This is a genomic window from Chryseobacterium sp. IHB B 17019 (assembly GCF_001456155.1).
GTDB lineage: Bacteria > Bacteroidota > Bacteroidia > Flavobacteriales > Weeksellaceae > Chryseobacterium.
Genome location: NZ_CP013293.1, coordinates 3,359,663 through 3,382,443 on the forward strand (window position 1 = coordinate 3,359,663; position 22,781 = coordinate 3,382,443).

Here is a 22,781-nt window from a genome sequence, read left to right on the forward strand (position 1 = left end):
ATTAAACCAAATATGAAATTACGCCCAATAGCCATACATCTACCACAATTCCATCCATTTCCCGAAAATGACGAATGGTGGGGAAAAGGCTTTACCGAATGGACCAATGTAACCAAAGCTAAGCCTTTGTACGAAGGACATGACCAGCCTCAGCTTCCCACAGATCTTGGTTTCTATGATCTTCGTCTTGCAGACTGCAGACTGGAACAGGAAAAATTAGCCAGAGAATATGGTTTTTATGGTTTCTGCTATTATCATTATTGGTTTAATGGTAAATTATTAATGGAAAGACCTCTCGAAGAAAAATTAAAAAATCCTGAGGAAGATTTCCCTTTTATGCTTTGCTGGGCCAATGAAAACTGGACTAGAGTCTGGGATGGCGGAGAAAACAATATTCTGATGGAACAGAATTATGAAGATTTGCCGGATCATATTGCACATATCAATTATCTGATTCCGTTTTTTAAGGATGAAAGATATATTAAAATTGACGGGAAAGCCGTTTTTGCTGTTTACAGGTCAACAAAAATCCCTGATTTTGATAAAATTGCCCAAATGTGGAAAGATGAAGCCCGAAAACATGATGTAGAATTATACATTACAAGAATCGAAAGCTTCGGAGAAAGGGGCGCAGAATTTATCACGGAAAATATCGATGCCAGTATAGAATTTCAGCCGCATTCCGGTTTGAAAGTTCTGGGAGATGTAAAAAAAGAACGGGCTTTAGAAGTAAAGCAAAATTTTAAATCTTTACGTGACGAAATCAGTATCCAGACCATAAAGCAAAGCTATGACCACTGGACTAAAAAGCTGAAAATGAAGAATGAGCAACAGCCAGTGCAGCTCGACGGAAGCATTGTAGAATATTCGGATTTTGTGGATGCGGACATTGAGTTTCATAAAAAGGAAAAACCGGATCACAAATTTTACAGATGTGTATGCCCGGGATTTGACAACAGCCCCAGAAAATCAAAGAATTATTTTATCCTTAAAGATTCTACTCCGGAAAAATTCAAATACTGGTTGGAAGAGAAAGTAAAAACTTTTGAACCTTACAGTGAGGAAGAAAATTTATTTTTTATTAATGCCTGGAACGAATGGGCAGAAGGAAATTATCTGGAACCCAACAGAACCTGGGGAAGAAAATACCTTGAGGTGGTAAAAGATGTTTTTAAATAAAACCTGGAGATCATATATTAATAACTTTGAACAGATAAAAAGATTTACAAGTAAAAATCTTATCAGGAAAATAAATAAGCAACACATAGATGAACCCATTGGTTTCCATAATAATACCTAATTACAACCATGCCCGCTTTTTAAAACAAAGGCTGGAAAGTGTATTTGGCCAGACCTATCAAAACTTTGAAGTCATTCTTCTGGATGACACCTCTACGGATGACAGCAAATCTGTATTGGAACAGTATGCTGAGCACCCAAAAACATCTCATGTTGTTTTTAACGAGAAAAATTCCGGAAGCCCATTTGCTCAGTGGGAAAAAGGATTGGGTTTAGCAAAAGGTGATTATATTTGGATTGCTGAAAGTGATGATTTTTGTGAAGTTGATTTTTTAGAAAAGCTTGTCCCTTTGTTTTTCAAAGAAGAGAATGTAGCGCTTGTTTACTGCCGATCCAACAATGTAGACGAAAACGGCAACTTTTTCGACATTTTTTACCCTGATAATTTTGATAATCAAAAATGGAAAACCTCCTATTTTAATAACGGAAATGATGAATTAAAAAACTTTGTAAGATATACCAATACCGTTCCCAACGCCAGCGCATGTCTTTTCAGGAAGCAGGATTTTGATTTTTCTGAAATGAAAAAAATGTTTTTTGCCGGTGATTGGCTTTTTTGGGCCAAAGTTTTGTCAACGGGCAATGTCTATTTCTGCAGTGAAGTACTCAATCATTTTAGATTCCATGACAAAACTACAAGAAGTAACAGATCTACCAATAGGTACAAAGAATATCTGCTTGTACTGTCATTTATCTATAAAACTATTGGGGAAAAGCTTTCCTACGAAAGAAAACACTTCTGGATATATTATGAAATGCAAAGACAATCTGTATCTTTACTGTTCCTGTTCAGGCATGTAAGACCGTTTTTTTATGCTTACTCGTATTTTAGATATAAATTATTAAAGCATCAGATCAGGACAAAATTATTATCTAAACGATGACAAAAGATTTATATAAAACACCGAAATACATAAAATTTTTAATACAAAATAAAAAGTATGCTTCCGCCAGTTAAATATCGCGAAATACTTTGGGGAGAAGGTCCGGAAAACACCGAAAACATTCCCAAAATAATCTGGTCATTCTGGGATTATCCTAAAGAATCTCCATTGGTAAACGCATGCTTTAGAAATTTAAAAAAATATCTGCCCGGCTTTGAAGTTCATATTTTAAACAGAGAAAATGTAAAGAAGTTTTTACCCGAGGCAGAAATACAGATTCGTGAGGATATTTCTTTTGTTAATTTTACAGATCTTGTAAGATTAAATGTGCTGGATGTATACGGTGGCTTTTGGCTGGATGCAAGCATTATGCTTACAGAAAATTTTGACTGGATTTTTAACCTTAAGTCTGAATATAATGCAGATCTCATAGGTTTCTATTCCGATCTTGTAACTAATGATTTTGAATACCCTGTCCTTGAAACATGGTTTTTGGCTTCTCCTAAAAACGGCAAAATGATTCATGACTGGCACATGGAATTCAGAAAATGCTATTATTCTCCGGATCCTCATAATTTTTACTCTGAAATAAAAAATAATCCCGCTCTACGACAGAATATTACCGAAGACTGGTTACTTGACTATCTTATCGCTTATCAGGCTGCAATGACGGTCATGCGAAGATCAAAAAACTATCGTATATTGATGATTTCGGCCAACGATATGGCTCATTTTTATAATTTTAATTTAAAAATTAAAGGAAAAGACTTAAGCCGATTATTCCTTCAGGGTACAGTTCCTGAGCATTATCCCAAGCTTATAAAATTTGAAAAGAACGGCAGAAATATAATGGATGCAGATATAGCATATGGAAAATATCGTAGAAAATCTTTTTTGTTTTCAATATCAGAAGAGCCCAATTATTATCTTAATAAGCTAAAGAGGAGGAAGGATTATGCTTTCTTCATAATCAGGCATCAGATTAATTTACTGTTTCAGAAAATAAACACAACAAAACAATGATCATAGGAAATGGGCTTATTGCCAATTCATTAAAAAATATTGATTCTGAAGACTATCTTTTTTTTGCTTCAGGCGTCTCCAATTCCCTCGAAACGAGAAGCTCAGAATTTGAAAGAGAATTTTCTCTTTTGAAAACCAACCTTGAAAACAGCAATGGAAAAAAGTTTATTTATTTCTCGACTTTAAGTGTTAACGATCAGTCGAAGCAAGGCAGCCATTACGTTTTGCATAAACTTGAAATTGAAGATTACATAAAAAAGAACTGCGAAAACTATCTTGTTTTAAGGATAGGAAATATCGTAGGGAAAGGAGGAAACCCGAATACTTTGTTTAATTTTCTTAAAAATCAGATTAAAAATAACGCTCATTTTAAAGTTCACAGCAAGGCAAGAAGATTATTACTGGATATTGATGATATTGCGGATTTTTTGAGCTCGAATTGTATTGCTGTAAAAAATGACACCATCAATTTTGCATATCCATATTATTATGATTTAAAAGAAATTATAGGAGCCATTCAGAATGAAATGCAAAAACAAGCCAACTACGAAGAGTCTGATGAAGGAGATTTTTACAAAGTAGATTTTGATGCCAAAACGAATGATTTCTTTGCTGGAACCACGGCCGATGAATACCTGAAAATTTTAGCACAAAAATATATTTAAAAAAGTACACATGTCTAAGGTTTATTTTATTATCGTTACCTACAATGCCATGAAATGGGCAGAAAGATGTTTTACCAGTTTAAGACAGTCTTCCGTTCCTGTACATACAATTGTGATCGACAACGGTTCTGAGGATGGTACTCAGGAATATGTCAAAACCCATTTTCCTGAAGTAGATTTTATCCAGTCTGATACAAATTTAGGATTCGGAAAGGCTAATAATATCGGTATAGAAAAGGCTTATAAAGAAGGTGCTGATTTTTTTTACCTGATGAATCAGGATGCCTGGTTATATGAAGACAGCCTGAAAGAGCTTCTTGATGTCTATAATTCTTATCCCAATAAAAATGAAATTGGAATTATCAGCCCAATCCACATCGACGGTTCCGAGAAAAAGCTCGACATTTTTTTGGATAAATATATTTCTTACAACTGCGATAAAACGAGATTGATTTCCGATCTGTATTTTCAGACATTGAAACCATGGTATGAGCTTGATTTCATAAATGCAGCCCACTGGTTTATACCGCGGGACACCATTGAAATCGTAGGTGGTTTTAACCCATTTTTTTTCCATTATGGAGAAGATAATGAGTATGTAAACAGAGTACATTTTCACAAGAAAAAGATTTTACTGGCCCCAAAAAGCAAAGTGGTACATGATGGCAAACAGTCATTACAAAAAGTGGATTACAATAAATATGAAGATCTCCGGATTGAAACAAATATTATGAATCCCAATCTTCCCGGTTCATTACAACAGGAAAAAAAAGCACTCCTCCAAAGTATTGTAAAAAACAGTTTGACAGGAAATTTTGAGAAAGCTAAAAAACATTATAAAAGTTATAAAAACATCAACAAATATGATTCTGAATTACTAAAAATTAAGAAAAAAATAACAAATACACCTCATTGCTTCCTTGATCTATCATGAAAAAGGGTTATTTTTATAATTCAAAAAAATTGTAGATTGCAGACAAATTGAAAAAAAAATTTATTATCCCTCAGATTTATGATTAGTATCGTTAGCCCCGTTTATCGTGCTGAGAAAATACTTCCCCTTCTGGTCACGGAAATCTCTAAGCTGGCGCAGAAAATCGGCCAGGAATATGAGATCATTCTTGTGGACGACAGAAGCCCCGATAATTCGTGGGAAGTAATGAAACACCTTACTGAAACCAACACTAATCTGAAAATCTACAGATTAAGCAGAAACTTTGGCCAGCATGCAACAATAATGGCCGGATTAAGCAAAGCTTCCGGAGAATGGATCGTTGTAATGGATTGCGATATGCAGGATCAGCCCAAAGAAATAGAAAAACTTTATCAGAAAGCACTTGAAGGCTACGATGTTGTCCTCGCAAGAAGAGAAGTACGGATTGATTCTTTTTTTAAAAGATCATGCTCTAAAATCTTTTATAAAGTTTTCAACTATTTTGCTGGGATTGAGATCAATAATGAAATCGCTAATTTTGGTATTTACAATAAAAAAGTCATTGAATCTGTTTTAAATATAAAAGATAATATTAAATTCTTTCCCTTATTTGTCAACTGGGTGGGCTATACTACCACGAGTGTTTCCGTGGAGCACAGTTCCCGCGAAGAGGGGAAATCTTCTTATAATTTTTCCCGGCTTATCTCTCTTGCATTCAATGTAATCATATCTTTTTCGGATAAACCACTGAAAATTTTCGTTGGCTTTGGGGCGGCAATCTCTTGCTTATCCGTTTTGGTTGCCTTATTTTTTGCTGTGAGATTTTTTGAAGGTAAAATCACCGAACCGGGTTTCAGCTCACTTATTCTTTCCATTTGGTTTTTATCCGGAGTAGTAATCAGCTGCATTGGCATTGTGGGAATCTATCTCGGAAAGACCTTTAACCAAACCAAAAACAGACCTGTGTTTATTATTGATGAAGCTTATGAAAGTTAATTATTTACAGTGGGACAGTGATTTTTTCAATAAAAAAATTGGTGATATTTCTATTCATCAAAAAGAAGATATAGAAACGGAAGATTATGATCTTATTGTTGTAAAACAGCCTTCAGAATTTAATATTGAATTAAAAAACGCTCTCCTTTCTTTTCAGGAAACTAAGGTGAATTTTATAAAAACACTGGAAAAACCTCATCAGCCCGACTCTTTTACTATTAAGGATACAGACTCTAATGATAAGGATATTGAGTTTTTCAGAGAACTGGCTTATGAAAGTGGAAAAAAAAGCCGATTTTTACTGGATCAGAAATTCGGTGAAGAAAAATTTAAAGAGCTGTATGACATGTGGATCATCAACAGTCTTAATAAAAAATTTGCTTTAAAAACTTTTTATATCGAAGAAAATAGGAAAGCCATCGGATTTGTGACGCTTCAGAAATACAATACGCTTGGAAAAATTGGTTTAATTGCCACGCATCCGGATTTTCAGGGCAAAGGTTTTGGAAAGAAGCTTTTAAATCATGTGGAAAATTTCTGCATCAAAAACGGGATATATCAATTAGAAATTCCGACACAGAAAGAAAATATTCAGGCCTGTGCATTTTATAAAAAACAGGGCTACAGCATAAAAGATGAAATTATAATAAAACATTACTGGAAAAATGATTCCCTTTAATAAACCTTATCTTACAGGAAAAGAGACAAAATACATAGAAGAAGCGGTTGCCACCGGAAAAATTTCCGGCAATGGTGTTTTTACGCAAAAATGCCAGAAGTTTTTTGAAGAAAAATATGGCTTTAAAAAAGCTTTGCTTACAACTTCCTGCACAGACGCCCTGGAAATGTGTGCCATTCTTGCAGATATTAATTCCGGAGATGAAGTAATCGTTCCGAGCTATACTTTCGTATCCTCTGCACTGGCTTTTGTAAGGCAGAACGCTCATATTGTTTTCGCTGATTCTTACCCTGACAATCCTAATATTGATGCAGATAAAATTGAGAATTTAATTACCGAAAAAACAAAAGCAATTGTTGTCGTTCATTATGCAGGAATTGCCTGTGATATGGAAAAAATTCTTGAAATTGCGCAAAAGCATGACCTCATCATTATTGAGGATGCTGCACAGGCAATTGACAGTTTTTATACATTTAGAGACGGGACGAAAAAAGCTTTGGGAAGTATTGGTCATCTGGGTGCGTTTTCCTTCCATGAAACTAAAAATATCATTGCAGGAGAAGGCGGAATGCTTACCATAAATGATGAAAAGTTCATCAACAGGGCAGAAATTATTTGGGAAAAAGGAACCAACCGTTCAATGTTTTTCCGTGGTGAAATCAATAAATATGGCTGGGTAGATACGGGTTCTTCGTTTTTGCCGAGTGAAATTATTTCAGCTTTTCTTTGGGCACAACTGGAAAATATCGATTCTATTCAGAAAAAAAGACTGGCAATTTGGAACAGGTATTTTGAAGGTTTAAAGGATAATAAAAACTTTTCTTTGCCTCAAATCCCGGATTATGCAACAAATAATGCTCATATGTTTTTCATTATCTGTAAGGATTTAAACTGCAGGACAGAGCTTATTAAGAGATTAAAAGAAAATGAAATTTTAGCGGTATTCCATTATCTTTCTTTGCACAAAAGCGAGTTTTATGCTGAAAAGCACAGCAATGGTGAGCTTGCCAATTCCGATCATTTTGAAGACTGTCTTTTGAGGCTTCCATTATATTTTGAGCTAAGCGAAACTGAGCAACAGAAAATAATTGATATAATTAATAAGTTCTAACATACACTGATGAAAAAAATTAATCCTGAAATATTTAAAGATCAATATAAAGTAAAGGATGGAAAATACATCTTCATTCCGGTTCAGGAAGAAGTTGTGACTGATTTTCTTGATAAAATAAAATATAAGATAAAGAAATTCAACAAGATATACAGCGCTCTGATTGAGATTATAAGTCCTGTTTATCCGCAACCTTTCTTTGATGCGAAACGTATCATCCGCAATGAAATAAGAGGTAAAGAGGTTGTAGCGCTTAATCTTGGCAGCGGAAATTCTGATTTTGGAGATGATTTGCTGAACGTGGATTTGCTTCCCTATCAAAATGTAGATGTAATCTGCGATATTGAAAATATTCCTTTTAAAGATAATTCTGTGGATTATATTATTAACATTGCCGTTTTAGAGCATGTCCCGAATCCACAAAAAGTAATTGCCGAAATCCACAGGGTTTTAAAACCTGGTGGGAAAATTTATTGTTTTATCCCGTTTATGCAACCTTTTCATGCATCTCCATATGATTTCCAAAGGTTTACTTTTGAAGGAATGAAGCATCAGTTCAAGGATTTTGAAATTTTGAACCTGAAACCGGTAGGCCCTACTTCAGGAATGCTTTGGGTAGTTCAGGAATGGTTTGCTTTGGTTTTTTCTTTTGGTATTAAGCCCCTTCATACTTTTCTTTACTTACTTTTTATGATCCTTACCTTTCCTATAAAATTTTTGGATGTTATTCTACAATATTACCCGATGAGCAAAAATATGGCTTCGGGGTTTAGTATTTATGCACAAAAAAAAATAAAGCATGGAAAAGATTCAAAATAAATATGAAAATATATTAAGTTGGTTTTTTGTTCTTGGAGCCCTTTTTATTGGCTTTATAGTTTATTCTAATCTTAATAAAGGTTTCATATTTAATGATGAGGCGTATTATTTGTTTTTTTATAGAGATCATGAAAGTCTGCCGACAGTTGATGCAACTAATTTTTATAGAATTTTCAAATTTATCTATACAGAAAATATTTATCATTTCAGGATAATAACGTACGGATTATTAAACCTTTCCACATACCTACTCTACTTTTTTGGAAGCAGATATTACAAGCTTAAAGCTTCTCCTTTTCTCTTAGGATTCTTGGGAATCTGTTTTAATTTTTGGGCTTGGGGAATTAGCAACATTGTACTGAACCAATATATCGGAAATACAATTCTTATCAACATCTCTCTATCGCTGGTCTTTGTTTATCTCATTTATAAAAGATTATTCCCATTAATAATCTCAGGATTTTGTCTTGGATTATTATTGTTCAATGGGATACCACACACAATTGTAATTTTACCTATTGCTCTTTTTTTATTATATAATTTTTGGAAAAAAGACAAAACCCCGATAATTTATATTGTTATTGGAGGATTAATTGGCATATTATTTTATTTTACATGCATTGAAAGCTTTTCAAAATTTATTTCCCAGTTTGAATGGATTCAGTATTATAAGCAATTCCATACAAAGCAACATCCGAAAAGGTTTTTTGTATTCTGGATTTTAAAAGTAGTAGGATTTATTTTTGTTCCGGCAGCAATTTTAATCGGATGTTTATATAAATTTTCAAAGAATAAAATCCAGCACACGGACCGCATTTTAATTGTTTTAGGTATAATTTTTATTATTTCTAATTTTGTTTTTACTTCCATTTATATAAATTATATTTTATTAGCATTATTAATTTTCAGATATTTTTTAGAAAAAGAAATCAGTCTTGAAAAGAAGACAATGCTCATCGTTTTATCACTTATTCCTTTCGGGCTTTCTTTTGGTTCAGGCGCCTATTTTGAAACACGAGGTTCACTTTATAATGTTTACTATTATCTGGCTTTGGTAATAATTCTTTTATCAGTCTATTCTGTTAAACCTTATATTCTTTTCATTGTATTTTTTATTTATCAATGTGCCAGTTTTCCAAGTGTGTTAAAGGAAAAAGGCTGGAAAGATTTCGTATTTACGGAACAAACTGAAAAAGTAAAAATCAACGGCTACGATTTATATTTAGATAAAGGAAGAAAAAAGGATATTGAAGACCTTCGTCCCTATCTTCAGGATCAACCCAATGTAATCTACTCAAGTAATCATTTGGCGGGCTATCTGTATATTTTAAATGCAAAACCACCAATTTATTATTATTTTACATTAAAAGATTACATTAGCTTTATTATTAACAAGGTAGGAAAAACTCCGGATGATTTTATTTATATTGAAAGTAACGATTATCCTTTCTATTCTAAAGAAATTGTACCTTTGAAATTCGTAAGCCATCCGGAAAATTACAAAGTGGTAAAAACCGGAAGATTTACATTATACATTCCCTCAAAACATAAAAAATAACAGCAAATGTGTGGAATAGCAGGAATAATTGCTAATAATGCCCGAAATTATCAGGAAGAGCTCAAAAAAATGACGGATGCAATGGCGCATCGCGGTCCTGATTCTTCAGATTTCGAATTTTACGAAAATGCAGCACTCGGCCACCGCAGGCTTTCCATTATCGACCTTTCAGAAAATGGAAAACAACCCATGCTTTCCAGCACAAAAAACGAATGCATCGTCCTGAATGGCGAAATCTATGGTTACCAGAACATCAAGGCACAGTATCCGGAATATCCTTATCATGGCAGTTCAGACACGGAGGTTATTCTGGCCATGTATCAAAGGAAACATGAAAATCTTATTCATGATCTTCCGGGAATGTTTGCTTTTGCTATCTGGGACAACGGAAAACAGGAATTATTTTGTGCAAGAGACCGTTTTGGCGAAAAACCTTTCTTTTACGCCATCGGAAAAAATAATGAATTCATTTTTGCTTCTGAAATCAAAGCGATCTTAGCATCAGGATTAATTCAGCCAAAAGTAAATCAGGAAGCACTTTCCTATTATTTGCAGTATGGTTATGTAAGCACCTATCACAGCATTTACGAAAATATTCACACCCTTCCTCCCGCTCATCAATTGATCTGGAAAGACGGAAAAGTTAATATTTCGAGATACTACAGCTTACCTTCAAAAGACAGAGTTTTAAGCTTATCTGATGCCAAGGAAGAATTTATTTATTTATTAAAAAATGCAGTTCAAAAGCAGCTTATTGCCGATGTTGAAGTTGGCAGCTTTTTAAGCGGCGGTTTGGACTCTTCGTCGATTGTTGCCTTGGTTGCTGAGTTTTTACCTAAACAGACAACTATCAGTTTTGGTTACGACCACAAGGAAAGCGAACTGAAATATGCCAAAGAAATTGCAGAAAAATACAATACAAACCACATTGAAGTTCATGAGAAAAAAGAAGATCTCGCAACTTCACTTTTAAAAATTTCTCCTTTTTTTGATGAGCCCTTTGCGGATATTTCTTTCATTCCGCATTTTGAAATATGCAGAAATGCTAAGAAAAATCTTACCGTTGTTCTCTCCGGTGATGTTGGTGATGAGCTATTTGGAGGATACAACTTTTATAGAGTTGAAAATCAATTAAGAAACCATTTTAGCTATAAAAATATCGTAGCCCAATTTGGTTTAAAATTATATCAAAAATTAAGACCTACTTCTTTTATCACACAAAAGAATCTGGCTCATGAAAATATTCTGGATTTCCATCAGAACTTTGTAAGGAATTCCTTTAATAAGCAAGAAAAAAATTCTCTCGGAATTTCAGCAACATATACTCAGCCATACAGTTTCACCCCTAATCCTGATTCCTTGAATGATATCATGAGAGTGGATCTCGAAGGCTATGTTCCCGGAAATATGATGGTAAAATCCGACAGGATGGCAATGGCCAATTCCCTGGAAGTAAGGACTCCTTTTCTTGATATTGATTTTGCAGAATTTTGCATTCAGCTTCCGGAACAACTGAAACTGGACAATGAAAATGACAAAATCATCCTTCGCGAAGCCATGGGATCTTACTGGACGGAAACCATCAGAAACCGCCACAAACAAGGGTTTGGTATGAGCGTAAAAAGTTGGTTTGAAGAAGAAAACCTTGTTCAGCTTTCGAATGACTTATTAAAGAATAAGGATCAGAAAATATTTAATTATATTGATTTTAAAGCAACTCAAAAGTTCCTTAATAAAGACCACAAACACTGGAATCTTTTACAATTGGCTCTTTGGGCGCACAACAACCAAAATGTTTTATAATGCTTGATATTTCCGTAATTATCCCGGTTTATAATGCAGCTCAGTTTTTAGAGAAATCTGTGAATTCCGCTGTACATTTTGATGAAGTAAAAGAAGTTATTCTGATTGAAGATAAGTCGACGGATAATTCATTAGAAATATGTCAGAAATTAGCTTCTGAAAATCCCAAAATAAAATTGTTTCAGCATCCCGATAAAGGAAATCACGGAGCCGGAGCCACAAGAAATCTGGGCATAGAAAAAGCATCCGGGAATTTTATCACATTTTTAGATGCCGATGACTATTACCTTCCCAATAGATTCGACGCAGAAAAAAATATTTTTAATGATCCGAAAATTGAAGGTGTTTTCGGGGCCATCGGTGTTGAGTATTTAACAGAAAAAGGTAAACTGGAATATCAGAAAAAATTTAAGGATGCACCACTTACAACTGTAAATTATCCTGCAGAAGGCGAAGAGGTTTTCAGAGGTTTGTTAAGCTTAACTCCTAAGAAATTCGGAACATTTTTTCACCTTAATGCTTTGACTATCAGAAAATCTGCATTGGAAAAAAGCAAACTTCGTTTTAACGAAAACCTTCGGGTGCATCAGGATTCCGATTTTAATATTAAACTTTCTTATCATTGTTATTTAAAATCAGGAATTATTGATAACGCAGTGGCAATCAGGGGGATTCACGATGACAACAGGATCACGAAAATCGCGCAGTATTCACCTCAGTACAATCAAAGACAATATCTTTATTGGAAATCTTTGTATGACTGGGTAAGTGAAAATAATTTATCTTTAGAATATAAAAAGAGAATTTATTTAAGCTTTAAATCTTTTGACCTTTCCCAGAAAAAAGGATGGGCAAAATACAGCAATATTTTATGGGAAGGTTTTAAAAACCCTGAAATATTAAAGACAAAATACCGGTTTAATTATTATAGATAACAAACGCAGATGAAAATTTCCGTAATCATTCCCGTCTATAATGCGGAAAAGTATGTGACGCAAGCTGTACAATCTGCTCTTCAATTTGAAGAAGTTTATGAAATTATCTTAGTTGAAGACAAATCACCAGATAATGCGTTGCAGGTTTGCCGTCAATTGGCCGAAGAAAATGGCAGGGTAAAGCTTTTTCAGCATCCTGACCAGGAAAATCACGGAGCTTCTGCCTCAAGGAATTTAGGAATCAAAAAAGCGAGCGGAGATTTTCTAGCTTTTCTGGACGCTGATGATTATTATCTTCCGAATCGTTTCGATGCCGAGAGAGATCTTTTTAAAAACCCTGAAGTAGAGGGCGTTTACGGAGCCATAGGAGTACATTTTTATTCCAAGAAAGCAGAGGAGCAATATTTTAAAGTTTTTAGAGACTCTCTCACCACAGTTTATAAAAAACATCATCCTAAAGAAGTTTTTCCCGGGCAATTGTATTTATTGGGCAGCTTTGGAATGTTCAGTATTGTTGCGCTGACAATTCGCAGAGATGCTTTGACAAACAAAATGAATACTTTATTTAATCCTGGTCTGAAGCTTCACGAAGATACAGAATTCCTTTTGCGGCTGTCTTATTATCTGGATCTTTATTCCGGGAATATTGATGAAGCAGTTGCACTGAGGGGCGTACATGAAGAAAACAGAATTACCACAGCAGGCTTGAATAAAAAGAAGATTCAGGCTTCAAGACACTTGTTCTGGAAACATATTTCTGAATGGGCACAAGACGAAAAAACAATACCTGAAAATATCAAAATTCACATCGAGAGAATGAAACGCAGCTTTGAAATTGCCAATGCTCCGAAGCCGAAAAAATGGATCATGATCCTTAAATATCTAATTCTTGATTATCAAAGTATAAGATCCGGCTTGTACAATGTCAATTTCAGAAATACAATAATTTAATTCTTTTAGAACCCCCTTCAAAAAATGAACATTTCTGTAATCATTCCTGTTTATAATGCTGAAAAATATGTAGCTCAGGCAGTGGAATCTGCGCTTCAGTTTGACGAAGTATATGAGATAATTTTAGTTGAAGACAAATCCCCTGATAATGCTTTGGAAGTCTGTCGTCAATTGGCCGAAGAGAATGACAGGGTAAAGCTTTTTCAGCATCCTGATAAACAAAATCACGGAGCCGGCCCGACGAGAAATCTCGGTCTGGAAAATGCTACGGGAGACTTTATCGCATTTTTGGATGCCGATGATTACTATCTTCCGAACCGTTTTGATGCAGAAAAAGAGCTTTTTAAAGATCCTAAAGTGGAAGGTGTTTACGGTGCGCTGGGCGTTCATTATTATTCTGAAAAAGCAAAAGAGCAGTATTATCATATTTTTGGAGACAGGCTGACAACGGTTCACAAAAGACACGATCCTAAAGACGTTTTTCCCGGACAGATCAATATGAGAGGAAGTTTCGGACTTTTCAGCATTGATACGCTAACGATACGAAGAGATGCTTTGGTGAAAAAACTTAAGCCATTCTTTAAAACGCATTTAAGGCTTCATCAGGATACAGAATTTTTATTTAGGCTGTCCTACTATCTGGATCTTTATCCCGGGATTTTAGATAAGGCTGTGGCGGTAAGGGGAGTGCATGAAAGTAATAGAATTACGGCTGTCGACACAAAGAAAATAAAACCTGCCACTACGAAAGTTCTTCTCTGGAGAGAAATCAATGAATGGGCAAAAAACGAAAATACAATTCCGACAGATATAAAGCTTCACATTGAGAGGATGCAACGCAGCTATGAAATCGCACTTGCACCTGTTTTAAAAAAATGGGCAATGGTTGTGAAATACCTCATTTGCGATTATCCTAGCATTAGATCAGGGCTTTACAATATTAATTTTAAAAAAGAATTATTTAAATGAAGTTTTTCTTGAGAAGAAAAATGCTATTTTAAGTTTCACGGTTTTGGTGGAATTATAAATTCCGATCAATAGTGCCAATTGCAACATAAAACTCTGAAATTATCAGGTGATTTTAACCTTAAGCTTCTTTAAGTAATTTCGTAAAGGTTTCTCAATAAATTGGTAGAAAAGCGCTGAAACAAATATTAAAACTAGAACATAGACCCAAAATACACCATTGCTTTCATAGATCTGGAAATAATCCCATAAGACCGATCTCAAAATATACAAAACCGGAATATGTACAATATAAATTGCATAGCTGATTTCGCCTAGATACTCTAAAGGTTTCAAGGAAAATATTGTAGTTAAAATTCCATTATTACAGGAAATAAAATAGATCAGCGGAATAAAGAAAACTGCCATTAAACCATTGTGAAAGTTTAACGGAACAAAAATTAATGACAATAAAATAGCCATAAAAATTAAAGAAATGATAACATCATAATTATTCTCCCTGAAATTTTTAACGAAAAATAAACCCGCAAGATTTCCCATTAAAAATTCATTTATATGTAAAAGCGGAAAGTAATGGACAAATTCATAACTGACTGTGTGTGGACCCTTAAACATCGAAGAATTCACATACAGATTAGAAAACACCTGCGTGGTAATCCATATCAAAATAGTAATGACCCAAATGCTTTTATTCCCTTTTGAATAAAAATAATTGTACAATAGAGGAAAGATCAGATAAAAAAGAAATTCAACGGAGATAGACCATCCCGGAAAATTAAGTACAAGCGCCTCTCCCGGAATCCAGCTCTGAATCCCGAAAAGATACAGAAAAAGTTTATAAAAACTGAAACCCGAATATTTCGTGACGAGAAACAACAGCAATCCTACAACATATAAAGGATAAATCCTTGCAAACCTGTTCCTGTAAAAATCCAAATAATCAATCTTCGCTTTTCTGTGATAGGCCACAATCATAATAAAGCCCGAAAGAATAAAGAAATAACTCACCCCGACATTCGCCTTGAGGAAAATATCGGAGATATAATTGATCTTATATAAAAATAAATCTTTCTTAAAATGAGAAATAACGATCGCCATTGCAGCGACAAATCGGGTAAAAGTAATCTGAGGGATTTTCACGGATTAAATTACATATAATGCTTATTTCACAAAAACACCTATGTATTTCCCTTCGTATTCCACTACCGTTGTCTCAATATTATTTTTTTCGCAGAAATCCTGATACGCAGAGTTGTCACCAATATCATCACTGATGAATACTCCACCTTTTTTCATCCTTTTATAAACTTCGTCATAAGCCCACAATCTCCCGTTATAAGCCTTATCAGAATCATAATGAAGGACATCAAATGAAGAACTTTCAGCAAAAATTTTCGGCAAAGACTCCTTATCTGCGAAACGGAATAATTTCCAATTAGGTTTCAGATTTTCAGGAACGACATAGCCTACATACTGATCGCCATCCTGCGCCAGATAAGGCATATCCGAACTATATAAAGTACCTCCTCTTTTTTGCAATGATAAAAGAGCCGCAAGAGAAGACCATCCATAAGCAACCCCGGTTTCTACTACATGTTTAGCATTAGTAAATTCGCAAGCATAATAAATAAGTTCCAATGCCCCCGGTCCGCCCATCTTGATAGGACATTCTTTTTCTTTTTGCTCGGAAAGCTTTAAAATTTCAGCATAGGTATTTCTGAAAGGGGTAATATCAATCCCGAAAAGTTTAGCAACTGCTTCTTTTTGAGAAACTGCTCTTGAAGCCGCCCAGGAATTCGTTTTTTCTTTTCCTTTGAAGGCATTTCCTCTGTTTACGGTATTTTTGATGATCTTTCTACCAAGCTCAGGATAAAGGTCCGGTCTTTTAAGATATGCAACAAACGTTTTTAGAACTCTTGAAATTTCACTCACTGTGTTAAATTTAGGACACAAAAATAAAGATTTTTCTGTTATTTTTAAGATATAATTATATTTGTAAAAATTTATTAACACAAAAGGATGAAATTTTCTGTTCTGATAGCCAATTACAATAATGGAAAGTTCTTTATGGACTGCTACGAATCCATTCTTGCACAGCAATATACAAACTGGGAAGTAGTGATTATTGATGACCGTTCAACAGATGATTCTGTGGAAGTGATCAAAAAAATAATTGGTGATGATGACAGATTTAAGTTGTATGAAAATGATGCCAACTACGGAGTCGGGGTTACAAAAGCCAGGCTAATTGAATATTCCACCGGAGATGTCTGCGGATATTTAGACCCTGATGATAGTATCAGCCCTAATGCTTTGAAAAGCGCCGTTGAGGTTTTACAAAAGAAAAAAGATGTGGTCCTTACCTATTCCAGACTGGCAAAATGTGATCAGAATTTAAATATTTTAAAAGAATTTACAGCCGCCATGCAGGTTCCCAACGGGCAGAAAGCTTTCTTTAATTTTCCCATACAAATTGCGCCGTTCGTGGCTTTTCGAAGGGATGTTTATCTGAAAGGCCCAAGAATAAACCCTGAACTTAAAATTGCCGAAGATCAGGATCTTTATTACAAAATGTATGAAGTAGGAAAAGTACATTTTATCAACCAGACGGATTATATGTACAGGGCACATGCCGGAGGAATTTCCCAGAATGACAATAAAGGGAAATCTTATCAATATTATGCACGCGCCATCTGGGAAGCTATGCAGCGAAGGAATTTAAAGGTAATCAACGGCAAACCCGTACCAGCAAGCTACAGCGATCCTCAGGAAATTTTTGACCTTTTGGAGTATCAAAACAGAATGCCGTTTCGTATTAAAAAAAGAATAACAACTTTATTACAAAAACTTTTCAGTTAATGTCAGAAAACAAAAAAACTAAAGTACTTTTCAGGCACCGCTCCATGGAAATGGGAGGCGTAGAAAAAGTGGTTTTAAGCATGCTTAATCATCTTAACAAAGATAAATTTGAGCTGACAATCTGTTTAAATATTAATCAGGGAGAACTTCGAAATGAAATCCCGAAAGATGTAAGAAAAGTTTACCTCACGGATGGAAAAGAGGATTTGTCGAAAAATCCCGTCATCCAAAAGCTTCAGCTGGCAAAAAGAAAGCTGAAACTCAATAAAGCTGAAAAAGACCCAAGAATTGCAGACCGCATTCTGAACGATAAATATGATGTGGAAATTGCCACAACCTATTCGGTTTACAAAATAGTTCTGAACTCAACCAATAAAAATTCAAAAAAAATCGCGTGGCTCCATTCTGATCTTACTTTACCGGGATTTGATCCTTACCGTGAGGATATTTTCAACAGTATGAAGCAGTTCGATTATATTATTTACGGTTCACAGCAATGTAAAGATGCTTTGGATCAAAAATATCCGGACGTACAATTTCCGCCGGGAAGAGTGGTTTTGAACGCCATCCCGATTGAAGAATTAAAAGTAAAAGCAAAAGCCTTTATTCCCGAGTTAAAAAAAATACCCACTTTTATTTCTGTAGGAAGATTGCACTTCAGAAAAGGCTATAGAACACTTATCGAAACCCATAAAAAACTCTTGGACAACGGTTTTATTCACCATATTGACATTATCGGAGATGGTGAAGATTATCAGATTCTTACCAAAAGAATTGAAGAATTGGGCGTTCAGGATTCTTTCAAACTTTTAGGAACCCAAATGAATCCTTATCCTTATGTTCAACATGCAGATTTTTATATCATGCCTTCCGAAAGTGAAGGCTGGCCATTAATTATTGCTGAAACTTTGATCCTTCAAAAACCAATTTTAGCAACGGCCGTTGGTGGCATTCCTGAAATGATTGACCATAAAATCACAGGTTATTTAACAGAATACTCCGAAGAAGGCTTATATAATGGAATAAAAGAATTCCTAACAAATAAAACTTTGGTTGAAAATATTCAGAAAAATTTAACAAACATAGAAGAACGCTTTGACAATAAGAAGATTTTTGATGCGGTCGAAGAAATTATTGAAACAGTCTTGAGGAAATAATTTCACTAATTTTATACATTTGATTAAATAAATTCACATTATACAATATTCACAGATGAATTCCTTTATAGAAAACTTATACCAATCGTTCCTGCAGCATAAAGCAAATACTTGTATCAGCATTGAAGATAAAAATTATTCATACGAAGATGTTTTAAATATTTCTCATCAGATAAGACATCAGTTGCAGTCGATAAATTCTCAGAATATCGGAATTTATTTGACCGATGATGTGTTTATGTACGCTTCGATTTTGGCCATTTGGTTTGAGGGTAAAACGTATGTTCCTATTCATCCGGATTTCCCTTTAATTAAAAATTTAAATGTAATCCAACAGGCCGATATTGACACCGTCTTAAGCTCAATAGAAATAAAGGAAAATCTTGATATTACTATAATTGACACTCAAAAAAACTTTGAAGTAAAGGCAAATTCTCCTAAGGAATCTTCTCTTACTAATAATGCATACATTCTTTTCACATCAGGCAGCACAGGGAATCCGAAAGGAGTTCCAATACAGTTTTCAAACCTGTATTATTTCTCGGAATCTTTCCATGCAGCTTTTGGAAAATTAAGCCCTCAGGATAGTGTCTTACAGATGTTTGAGCTCACCTTCGACTTATCGGTAATGAGTTATTTAATTCCTTTTTTAAATGGAGCTAAAGTTGTAGGTCTTCATAAAAAAGAAACGAAGTTTTTACAGATCTTGGATTTACTGGAAGCCAATGAGATTACAGTTGCTTTAATGGTTCCAAGTATTTTGAATTTAATTATTCCTTACCTTGATCCTTCCATTCAAAACGAAAGTTTACGTTTAAACTTATTCTGCGGTGAAGCATTGCTTGTAAAACAGATTGAGGGCTGGAAAAATTTTATCCCGAATGCTGCGATTTACAATGTTTACGGTCCTACAGAAAACACGATTTTCTGTACACAATATAAAGTTGAAACCCCGATTAAAGAAAGAAAAGGAATCATCAGCATTGGAAAATCAATGGAAAACAGCAGCATGAGCTTCCTTGAAGACAATACAAATGAAGGTGAACTCTTGTTGTCTGGAAAATTCCTTACCCAATCTTATTGGAAAAACGAAGAAAAAACAAATGAAGCTTTTATCGAAAAAGATGGGAAAATTTTCTATAAAACCGGAGATTGGTGTTTAAAAGATGAAGACGGAGATTATTATTATATCAACAGAATAGATTTTCAGGCAAAAATCAATGGCTTCAGGGTAGAATTATCTGAAATTGAATATTTTGCGAATCAAAAATTAGAAAACGCGATTAGTGTTGCGGTGATTCATAAAGATAAAAATGATAATGACAACCTGATTCTTTTTATTAATAATATCCATTCAAATGAAGAAGAAATAAATGCTCATTTAAAAAATAATTTACCGGATTATTGTATTCCTTCAAAAATTATTAAGCTGGAAAAATTCCCTACAAATACTTCGGGAAAAATTGACAGAAACGAACTTAAAAAAACACTTTTATGATCATAAGACCTGCTACAAAAATTGACATCCCATTCATTGTTGATGCTATCATTAATATTGAAAGAACTGGAAATACAGATACTTTCAGTAATTTATTCGGTACAGATGAAGTAACAACCAGATATTACCTGGAGCAATTTTTGCTTGATGATGAAAGTCTGAATACAGAGTTTTCTTTAAATACTTACTCCATTGTAGAGATTGATGGAGAAAACGCAGGCTGCTGCTGTCTTTTTTATACAGATTCAGAGTATTATCAGAATAAAAGCGAGCTCTTTCCCATTCATTTAAAGAAAGAACATCTGCAAAAATTTGTAGAAAATGCAAAAGCTCTTCCTGATACAAAACAGTATTCCACACACAAATATTTTCTTGAATATCTTTATGTAGACGACAAATTCAGGGGAAAAGGTGTTTCAAAAGTAATCTTAGAATACCTATTTGCAAAGACCGATGTTCTTTACCTTATTCCTTTGGTCAACAATACTTTTGCGATAGATTATTACAGAAGATTCGGGTTCGTAGAAGATGAAAATATAAAAACATTTCCTATAGATACTCCGGAAAATAAAATTTACCCGGGAACTCATAAGATCATGCTTTATAAAAGAAACGAAAAAGTTAATTAAATTTTTCTCTTCCGATGGCATCTGCAATATCATTCACCGTATTGATATTTCTGAAGCTTCTTGGGTTGATTTCTGTATCAAACTGGTCTTCAACAAGTTTCATTACCAAAACAGCAGATAAAGATCCGTAGCTTTCTAGTTCCTTGAAATTAGTTTCCGGAGTGATGGCTGTTTCTTCGTTAAGTTCTTGTTGTAGCAGTTCACAAAATTGTTCGATCTTCATTGTGTTAGATATTTCGCGGACAAATTTATAAATAAATTTTTAACTTTGCCTTGCTATGATGATATATAAAATTTTAAATAAATTATTCACCTCATTCCAGGATTTCCAACACGCGGTTTATCTAAAAACATGCATTCAAAATGGCCTAAAGCTGGGAAAGAATGTAGTTGCCAGAAATGGTGTTTCTTTTGGTTCAGAACCATTTTTAGTTGAGATTGGAGATGATTCAAGAATTGGTGCGGGAGTAACTTTTGTAACCCATGCCGGAACCACCGTAAATATCAGAAAGCTAGAAGGCTATGAGGAAGTACGAAATTTTGGACATATAAAAGTCGGTAAAAACTGTGCAATTGGCAGCAATTCAACCATATTACAAAATGTTGAAATCGGAGACAACTGCATTTTGGGAGCTAACTCTGTTTTATCAGAATCCATGCCGGAACACACTGTTTATGCCGGAAATCCCGCAAAATACGTTTGTGAAATCGAGGATTACGCTGATGTATTGAAAAAGACCACTGTAGAATATCCTCTTGAATTGGAAAAAGACAGGAAAAAATTAAACCAATGGTTGATTAAAAATTTACCTGTGAAATTCAAAACTGCAAGATAGTGTCAGAAAAAAAGAAAATCCTCATCCGTATCGGTTCACTGCGTCATGGCGGTGCAGAAAAAGTTTTAGTCACTTTTTTGAAAAATCTTCCAAAAGACAAATATGAAATTGATTTGCTTTTAAATCTTTATTCCGGAAAATATTTGCCGGAAGTCCCGGATTGGATTACTATTTTACATTTAAATAAAGGTGAAATGATCACTACAAACCGCCCCCACGAAATTCCTAAAAAGGCGGCAAGAGTGATCTATCAGGGAGCATTAAAAAAGTTCCCAAACCTTCTCTACAAAGGGAAATTAAAGAACAAACAATACGATATCGAATTCGCTGCCATCCACGGAATGCGTGACGAAATTCTGGGTTCCCCCATAAAAAGCTCAAAAAAAGTGGTTTGGATCCACAATGATCTTTCCCAGGTGAAAGGCTACACCACTGATGAAATCAGGAAATTTTTCGGATTTGATAAAATCATGGTCATTTCAGAAAAAATTGAACAGCTCTTTCACAGCTTGGCTAAAAATGAAGCGGAAAAACAGAAAATTGTAAAAATTTACAATCCATTAGATACGGAAGAATTCATTAAAAAAGCGGATCAACCCGTTTTGAATTATGAGTTTGATAAAAACATTCCGACCTTTATTTCCGTAGGAACTGTTTTCCCCCAAAAAGGCTTCGACAGGTTATTAAAGGTCCACAAAAAGCTTTTGGATGAAGGTTTTCAGCATAAAATCCTCATCGTTGGTGACGGCTACGATTTTGAAAATATTAAAAAATTAAAATCAGATCTTGGTGTAGATGAAACTGCGACAATGCTTGGTTTTACAGACAATCCATATCCTTATTTCAAAAATGCTGATTTCTATATTTTAAGTTCGAGATATGAAGGTTTTCCAACGGTATTATTTGAAGCTATTACCTTAAAAAAGAAAATAATTTCCACTGAAGTTTCCGGAGCCAGTGAAATGTTGAAAGACGGCGAATTAGGCTTAATTATAGAAAATTCTGAAGACGGAATCTATGAAGGAATGAAAAAAGCACTATCACAACCAGGTTCTTTTGAAAAATATTCAGAAAAACTGAAAGACTACGAAATGCCTTTCAACCTTGAAAATTCAGTCGGTAAAATAACTTCTATTTTAGATGAATTATAACTAAATTAACTTTCAAAACCACAGATTT

At 34.4% G+C, this 22,781-nt stretch carries 23 protein-coding genes; 20 read left to right on the forward strand and 3 right to left on the reverse strand.

What is annotated here, in order from left to right:
- Positions 1 to 12: 12 nt before the first annotated feature.
- The 14 genes from ATE47_RS15525 (at position 13) to ATE47_RS15590 (ending at position 14,626) form a co-directional block, all read left to right on the forward strand.
- Positions 13 to 1,179 carry a glycosyltransferase WbsX family protein gene (locus tag ATE47_RS15525; RefSeq protein WP_062162803.1) on the forward strand — a complete coding sequence of 389 codons (1,167 nt, stop codon included), beginning with the start codon at positions 13 to 15 and terminating at the stop codon, positions 1,177 to 1,179.
- A gap of 89 nt (positions 1,180 to 1,268) precedes the next feature.
- A complete protein-coding gene (locus tag ATE47_RS15530) occupies positions 1,269 to 2,183 on the forward strand; it encodes a glycosyltransferase family 2 protein (protein ID WP_062162804.1) in 915 nt (304 codons plus the stop codon).
- 57 nt (positions 2,184 to 2,240) lie between these two features.
- Positions 2,241 to 3,206: a capsular polysaccharide synthesis protein gene (locus ATE47_RS15535; RefSeq protein ID WP_062162805.1), complete on the forward strand. Its 966-nt coding sequence runs from the start codon at positions 2,241 to 2,243 to the stop codon at positions 3,204 to 3,206.
- Positions 3,203 to 3,871, forward strand: a complete 669-nt coding sequence (locus ATE47_RS15540) for an NAD(P)-dependent oxidoreductase (RefSeq protein WP_062162806.1) — start codon at positions 3,203 to 3,205, stop codon at positions 3,869 to 3,871. The genes ATE47_RS15535 and ATE47_RS15540 overlap by 4 nt, the downstream gene beginning before the upstream one ends.
- Before the next feature lie 10 nt (positions 3,872 to 3,881).
- On the forward strand, positions 3,882 to 4,805 hold the full coding sequence (locus ATE47_RS15545; RefSeq protein WP_062162807.1) for a glycosyltransferase family 2 protein: 924 nt from the start codon (positions 3,882 to 3,884) through the stop codon (positions 4,803 to 4,805).
- Positions 4,806 to 4,883: 78 nt separating this feature from the next.
- Positions 4,884 to 5,801 (forward strand): glycosyltransferase family 2 protein, encoded by a 918-nt coding sequence (locus tag ATE47_RS15550; protein WP_062162808.1) that lies wholly within the window; start codon positions 4,884 to 4,886, stop codon positions 5,799 to 5,801.
- Positions 5,791 to 6,480, forward strand: coding sequence for a GNAT family N-acetyltransferase (locus ATE47_RS15555; RefSeq protein ID WP_185097100.1), 690 nt, complete (start codon positions 5,791 to 5,793; stop codon positions 6,478 to 6,480). Before ATE47_RS15550 ends, ATE47_RS15555 begins: the two co-directional genes overlap by 11 nt.
- On the forward strand, positions 6,467 to 7,591 hold the full coding sequence (gene rffA, locus ATE47_RS15560) for a dTDP-4-amino-4,6-dideoxygalactose transaminase (protein ID WP_062162810.1): 1,125 nt from the start codon (positions 6,467 to 6,469) through the stop codon (positions 7,589 to 7,591). Before ATE47_RS15555 ends, rffA begins: the two co-directional genes overlap by 14 nt.
- Positions 7,592 to 7,600: 9 nt before the next feature.
- Entirely contained in the window at positions 7,601 to 8,410 is an 810-nt protein-coding gene (locus ATE47_RS15565) for a class I SAM-dependent methyltransferase (protein ID WP_062162811.1), read from the forward strand.
- Entirely contained in the window at positions 8,391 to 9,968 is a 1,578-nt protein-coding gene (locus tag ATE47_RS15570; protein WP_062162812.1) for a hypothetical protein, read from the forward strand. Before ATE47_RS15565 ends, ATE47_RS15570 begins: the two co-directional genes overlap by 20 nt.
- A gap of 6 nt (positions 9,969 to 9,974) precedes the next feature.
- Complete coding sequence (asnB, locus tag ATE47_RS15575; RefSeq protein ID WP_062162813.1) at positions 9,975 to 11,771, forward strand: asparagine synthase (glutamine-hydrolyzing); 1,797 nt, start codon at positions 9,975 to 9,977, stop codon at positions 11,769 to 11,771.
- Complete coding sequence (locus tag ATE47_RS15580) at positions 11,771 to 12,706, forward strand: glycosyltransferase family 2 protein (protein WP_062162814.1); 936 nt, start codon at positions 11,771 to 11,773, stop codon at positions 12,704 to 12,706. The genes asnB and ATE47_RS15580 overlap by 1 nt, the downstream gene beginning before the upstream one ends.
- A gap of 9 nt (positions 12,707 to 12,715) precedes the next feature.
- The gene (locus ATE47_RS15585; protein WP_062162815.1) at positions 12,716 to 13,657 is read left to right on the forward strand and encodes a glycosyltransferase; all 942 of its coding nucleotides are present in this window, start codon (positions 12,716 to 12,718) and stop codon (positions 13,655 to 13,657) included.
- Between the two features lie 24 nt (positions 13,658 to 13,681).
- The gene (locus ATE47_RS15590) at positions 13,682 to 14,626 is read left to right on the forward strand and encodes a glycosyltransferase family 2 protein (RefSeq protein WP_062162816.1); all 945 of its coding nucleotides are present in this window, start codon (positions 13,682 to 13,684) and stop codon (positions 14,624 to 14,626) included.
- Positions 14,627 to 14,728: 102 nt separating this feature from the next.
- On the opposite strand, the gene ATE47_RS18960 is transcribed toward ATE47_RS15590, so the two are convergent.
- Both ATE47_RS18960 and ATE47_RS15600 read right to left on the reverse strand, forming a co-directional pair.
- Complete coding sequence (locus ATE47_RS18960) at positions 14,729 to 15,763, reverse strand: acyltransferase family protein (protein WP_150114837.1); 1,035 nt, start codon at positions 15,761 to 15,763, stop codon at positions 14,729 to 14,731.
- 21 nt (positions 15,764 to 15,784) lie between these two features.
- Positions 15,785 to 16,555, reverse strand: a complete 771-nt coding sequence (locus tag ATE47_RS15600) for a class I SAM-dependent methyltransferase (protein ID WP_062162817.1) — start codon at positions 16,553 to 16,555, stop codon at positions 15,785 to 15,787.
- A gap of 87 nt (positions 16,556 to 16,642) precedes the next feature.
- Here ATE47_RS15600 and ATE47_RS15605 point away from each other — a divergent pair, with 87 nt between their 5' ends.
- From ATE47_RS15605 to ATE47_RS15620, 4 genes are read left to right on the forward strand one after another with little or no spacing between them, the layout of a single operon-like run.
- A complete protein-coding gene (locus tag ATE47_RS15605) occupies positions 16,643 to 17,482 on the forward strand; it encodes a glycosyltransferase family 2 protein (protein ID WP_062162818.1) in 840 nt (279 codons plus the stop codon).
- Complete coding sequence (locus ATE47_RS15610; protein WP_062162819.1) at positions 17,482 to 18,639, forward strand: glycosyltransferase; 1,158 nt, start codon at positions 17,482 to 17,484, stop codon at positions 18,637 to 18,639. Before ATE47_RS15605 ends, ATE47_RS15610 begins: the two co-directional genes overlap by 1 nt.
- 55 nt (positions 18,640 to 18,694) lie before the next feature.
- Positions 18,695 to 20,137, forward strand: a complete 1,443-nt coding sequence (locus ATE47_RS15615) for an AMP-binding protein (RefSeq protein ID WP_062162820.1) — start codon at positions 18,695 to 18,697, stop codon at positions 20,135 to 20,137.
- Positions 20,134 to 20,766 carry a GNAT family N-acetyltransferase gene (locus tag ATE47_RS15620; RefSeq protein WP_062162821.1) on the forward strand — a complete coding sequence of 211 codons (633 nt, stop codon included), beginning with the start codon at positions 20,134 to 20,136 and terminating at the stop codon, positions 20,764 to 20,766. Before ATE47_RS15615 ends, ATE47_RS15620 begins: the two co-directional genes overlap by 4 nt.
- Here ATE47_RS15620 and ATE47_RS15625 read toward each other — a convergent pair.
- Entirely contained in the window at positions 20,759 to 20,989 is a 231-nt protein-coding gene (locus ATE47_RS15625) for an acyl carrier protein (protein ID WP_062162822.1), read from the reverse strand. The genes ATE47_RS15620 and ATE47_RS15625 overlap by 8 nt on opposite strands.
- Before the next feature lie 55 nt (positions 20,990 to 21,044).
- On the opposite strand from ATE47_RS15625, the gene ATE47_RS15630 reads away from it, so the two are divergent.
- Positions 21,045 to 21,602 carry an acyltransferase gene (locus tag ATE47_RS15630; protein WP_062162823.1) on the forward strand — a complete coding sequence of 186 codons (558 nt, stop codon included), beginning with the start codon at positions 21,045 to 21,047 and terminating at the stop codon, positions 21,600 to 21,602.
- On the forward strand, positions 21,599 to 22,753 hold the full coding sequence (locus tag ATE47_RS15635) for a glycosyltransferase (RefSeq protein ID WP_150114838.1): 1,155 nt from the start codon (positions 21,599 to 21,601) through the stop codon (positions 22,751 to 22,753). The genes ATE47_RS15630 and ATE47_RS15635 overlap by 4 nt, the downstream gene beginning before the upstream one ends.
- The last annotated feature ends 28 nt before the right edge of the window (positions 22,754 to 22,781 follow it).

Coding starts and splice junctions, on each gene's coding strand:
- ATE47_RS15545 (WP_062162807.1), top strand. CDS start 3,882: ATGTCTAAGGTTTATTTTATTATCGTTACCTACAATGCCATGAAATGG.
- ATE47_RS15585 (WP_062162815.1), top strand. CDS start 12,716: ATGAAAATTTCCGTAATCATTCCCGTCTATAATGCGGAAAAGTATGTG.
- ATE47_RS15620 (WP_062162821.1), top strand. CDS start 20,134: ATGATCATAAGACCTGCTACAAAAATTGACATCCCATTCATTGTTGAT.
- ATE47_RS15615 (WP_062162820.1), top strand. CDS start 18,695: ATGAATTCCTTTATAGAAAACTTATACCAATCGTTCCTGCAGCATAAA.
- ATE47_RS15530 (WP_062162804.1), top strand. CDS start 1,269: ATGAACCCATTGGTTTCCATAATAATACCTAATTACAACCATGCCCGC.
- ATE47_RS15550 (WP_062162808.1), top strand. CDS start 4,884: ATGATTAGTATCGTTAGCCCCGTTTATCGTGCTGAGAAAATACTTCCC.
- asnB (WP_062162813.1), top strand. CDS start 9,975: ATGTGTGGAATAGCAGGAATAATTGCTAATAATGCCCGAAATTATCAG.
- ATE47_RS15565 (WP_062162811.1), top strand. CDS start 7,601: ATGAAAAAAATTAATCCTGAAATATTTAAAGATCAATATAAAGTAAAG.
- ATE47_RS15555 (WP_185097100.1), top strand. CDS start 5,791: ATGAAAGTTAATTATTTACAGTGGGACAGTGATTTTTTCAATAAAAAA.
- ATE47_RS15605 (WP_062162818.1), top strand. CDS start 16,643: ATGAAATTTTCTGTTCTGATAGCCAATTACAATAATGGAAAGTTCTTT.
- ATE47_RS15525 (WP_062162803.1), top strand. CDS start 13: ATGAAATTACGCCCAATAGCCATACATCTACCACAATTCCATCCATTT.
- ATE47_RS15535 (WP_062162805.1), top strand. CDS start 2,241: ATGCTTCCGCCAGTTAAATATCGCGAAATACTTTGGGGAGAAGGTCCG.
- ATE47_RS15610 (WP_062162819.1), top strand. CDS start 17,482: ATGTCAGAAAACAAAAAAACTAAAGTACTTTTCAGGCACCGCTCCATG.
- rffA (WP_062162810.1), top strand. CDS start 6,467: ATGATTCCCTTTAATAAACCTTATCTTACAGGAAAAGAGACAAAATAC.
- ATE47_RS15540 (WP_062162806.1), top strand. CDS start 3,203: ATGATCATAGGAAATGGGCTTATTGCCAATTCATTAAAAAATATTGAT.
- ATE47_RS15630 (WP_062162823.1), top strand. CDS start 21,045: ATGATGATATATAAAATTTTAAATAAATTATTCACCTCATTCCAGGAT.
- ATE47_RS15590 (WP_062162816.1), top strand. CDS start 13,682: ATGAACATTTCTGTAATCATTCCTGTTTATAATGCTGAAAAATATGTA.
- ATE47_RS15570 (WP_062162812.1), top strand. CDS start 8,391: ATGGAAAAGATTCAAAATAAATATGAAAATATATTAAGTTGGTTTTTT.
- ATE47_RS15580 (WP_062162814.1), top strand. CDS start 11,771: ATGCTTGATATTTCCGTAATTATCCCGGTTTATAATGCAGCTCAGTTT.
- ATE47_RS15625 (WP_062162822.1), bottom strand. CDS start 20,989: ATGAAGATCGAACAATTTTGTGAACTGCTACAACAAGAACTTAACGAA.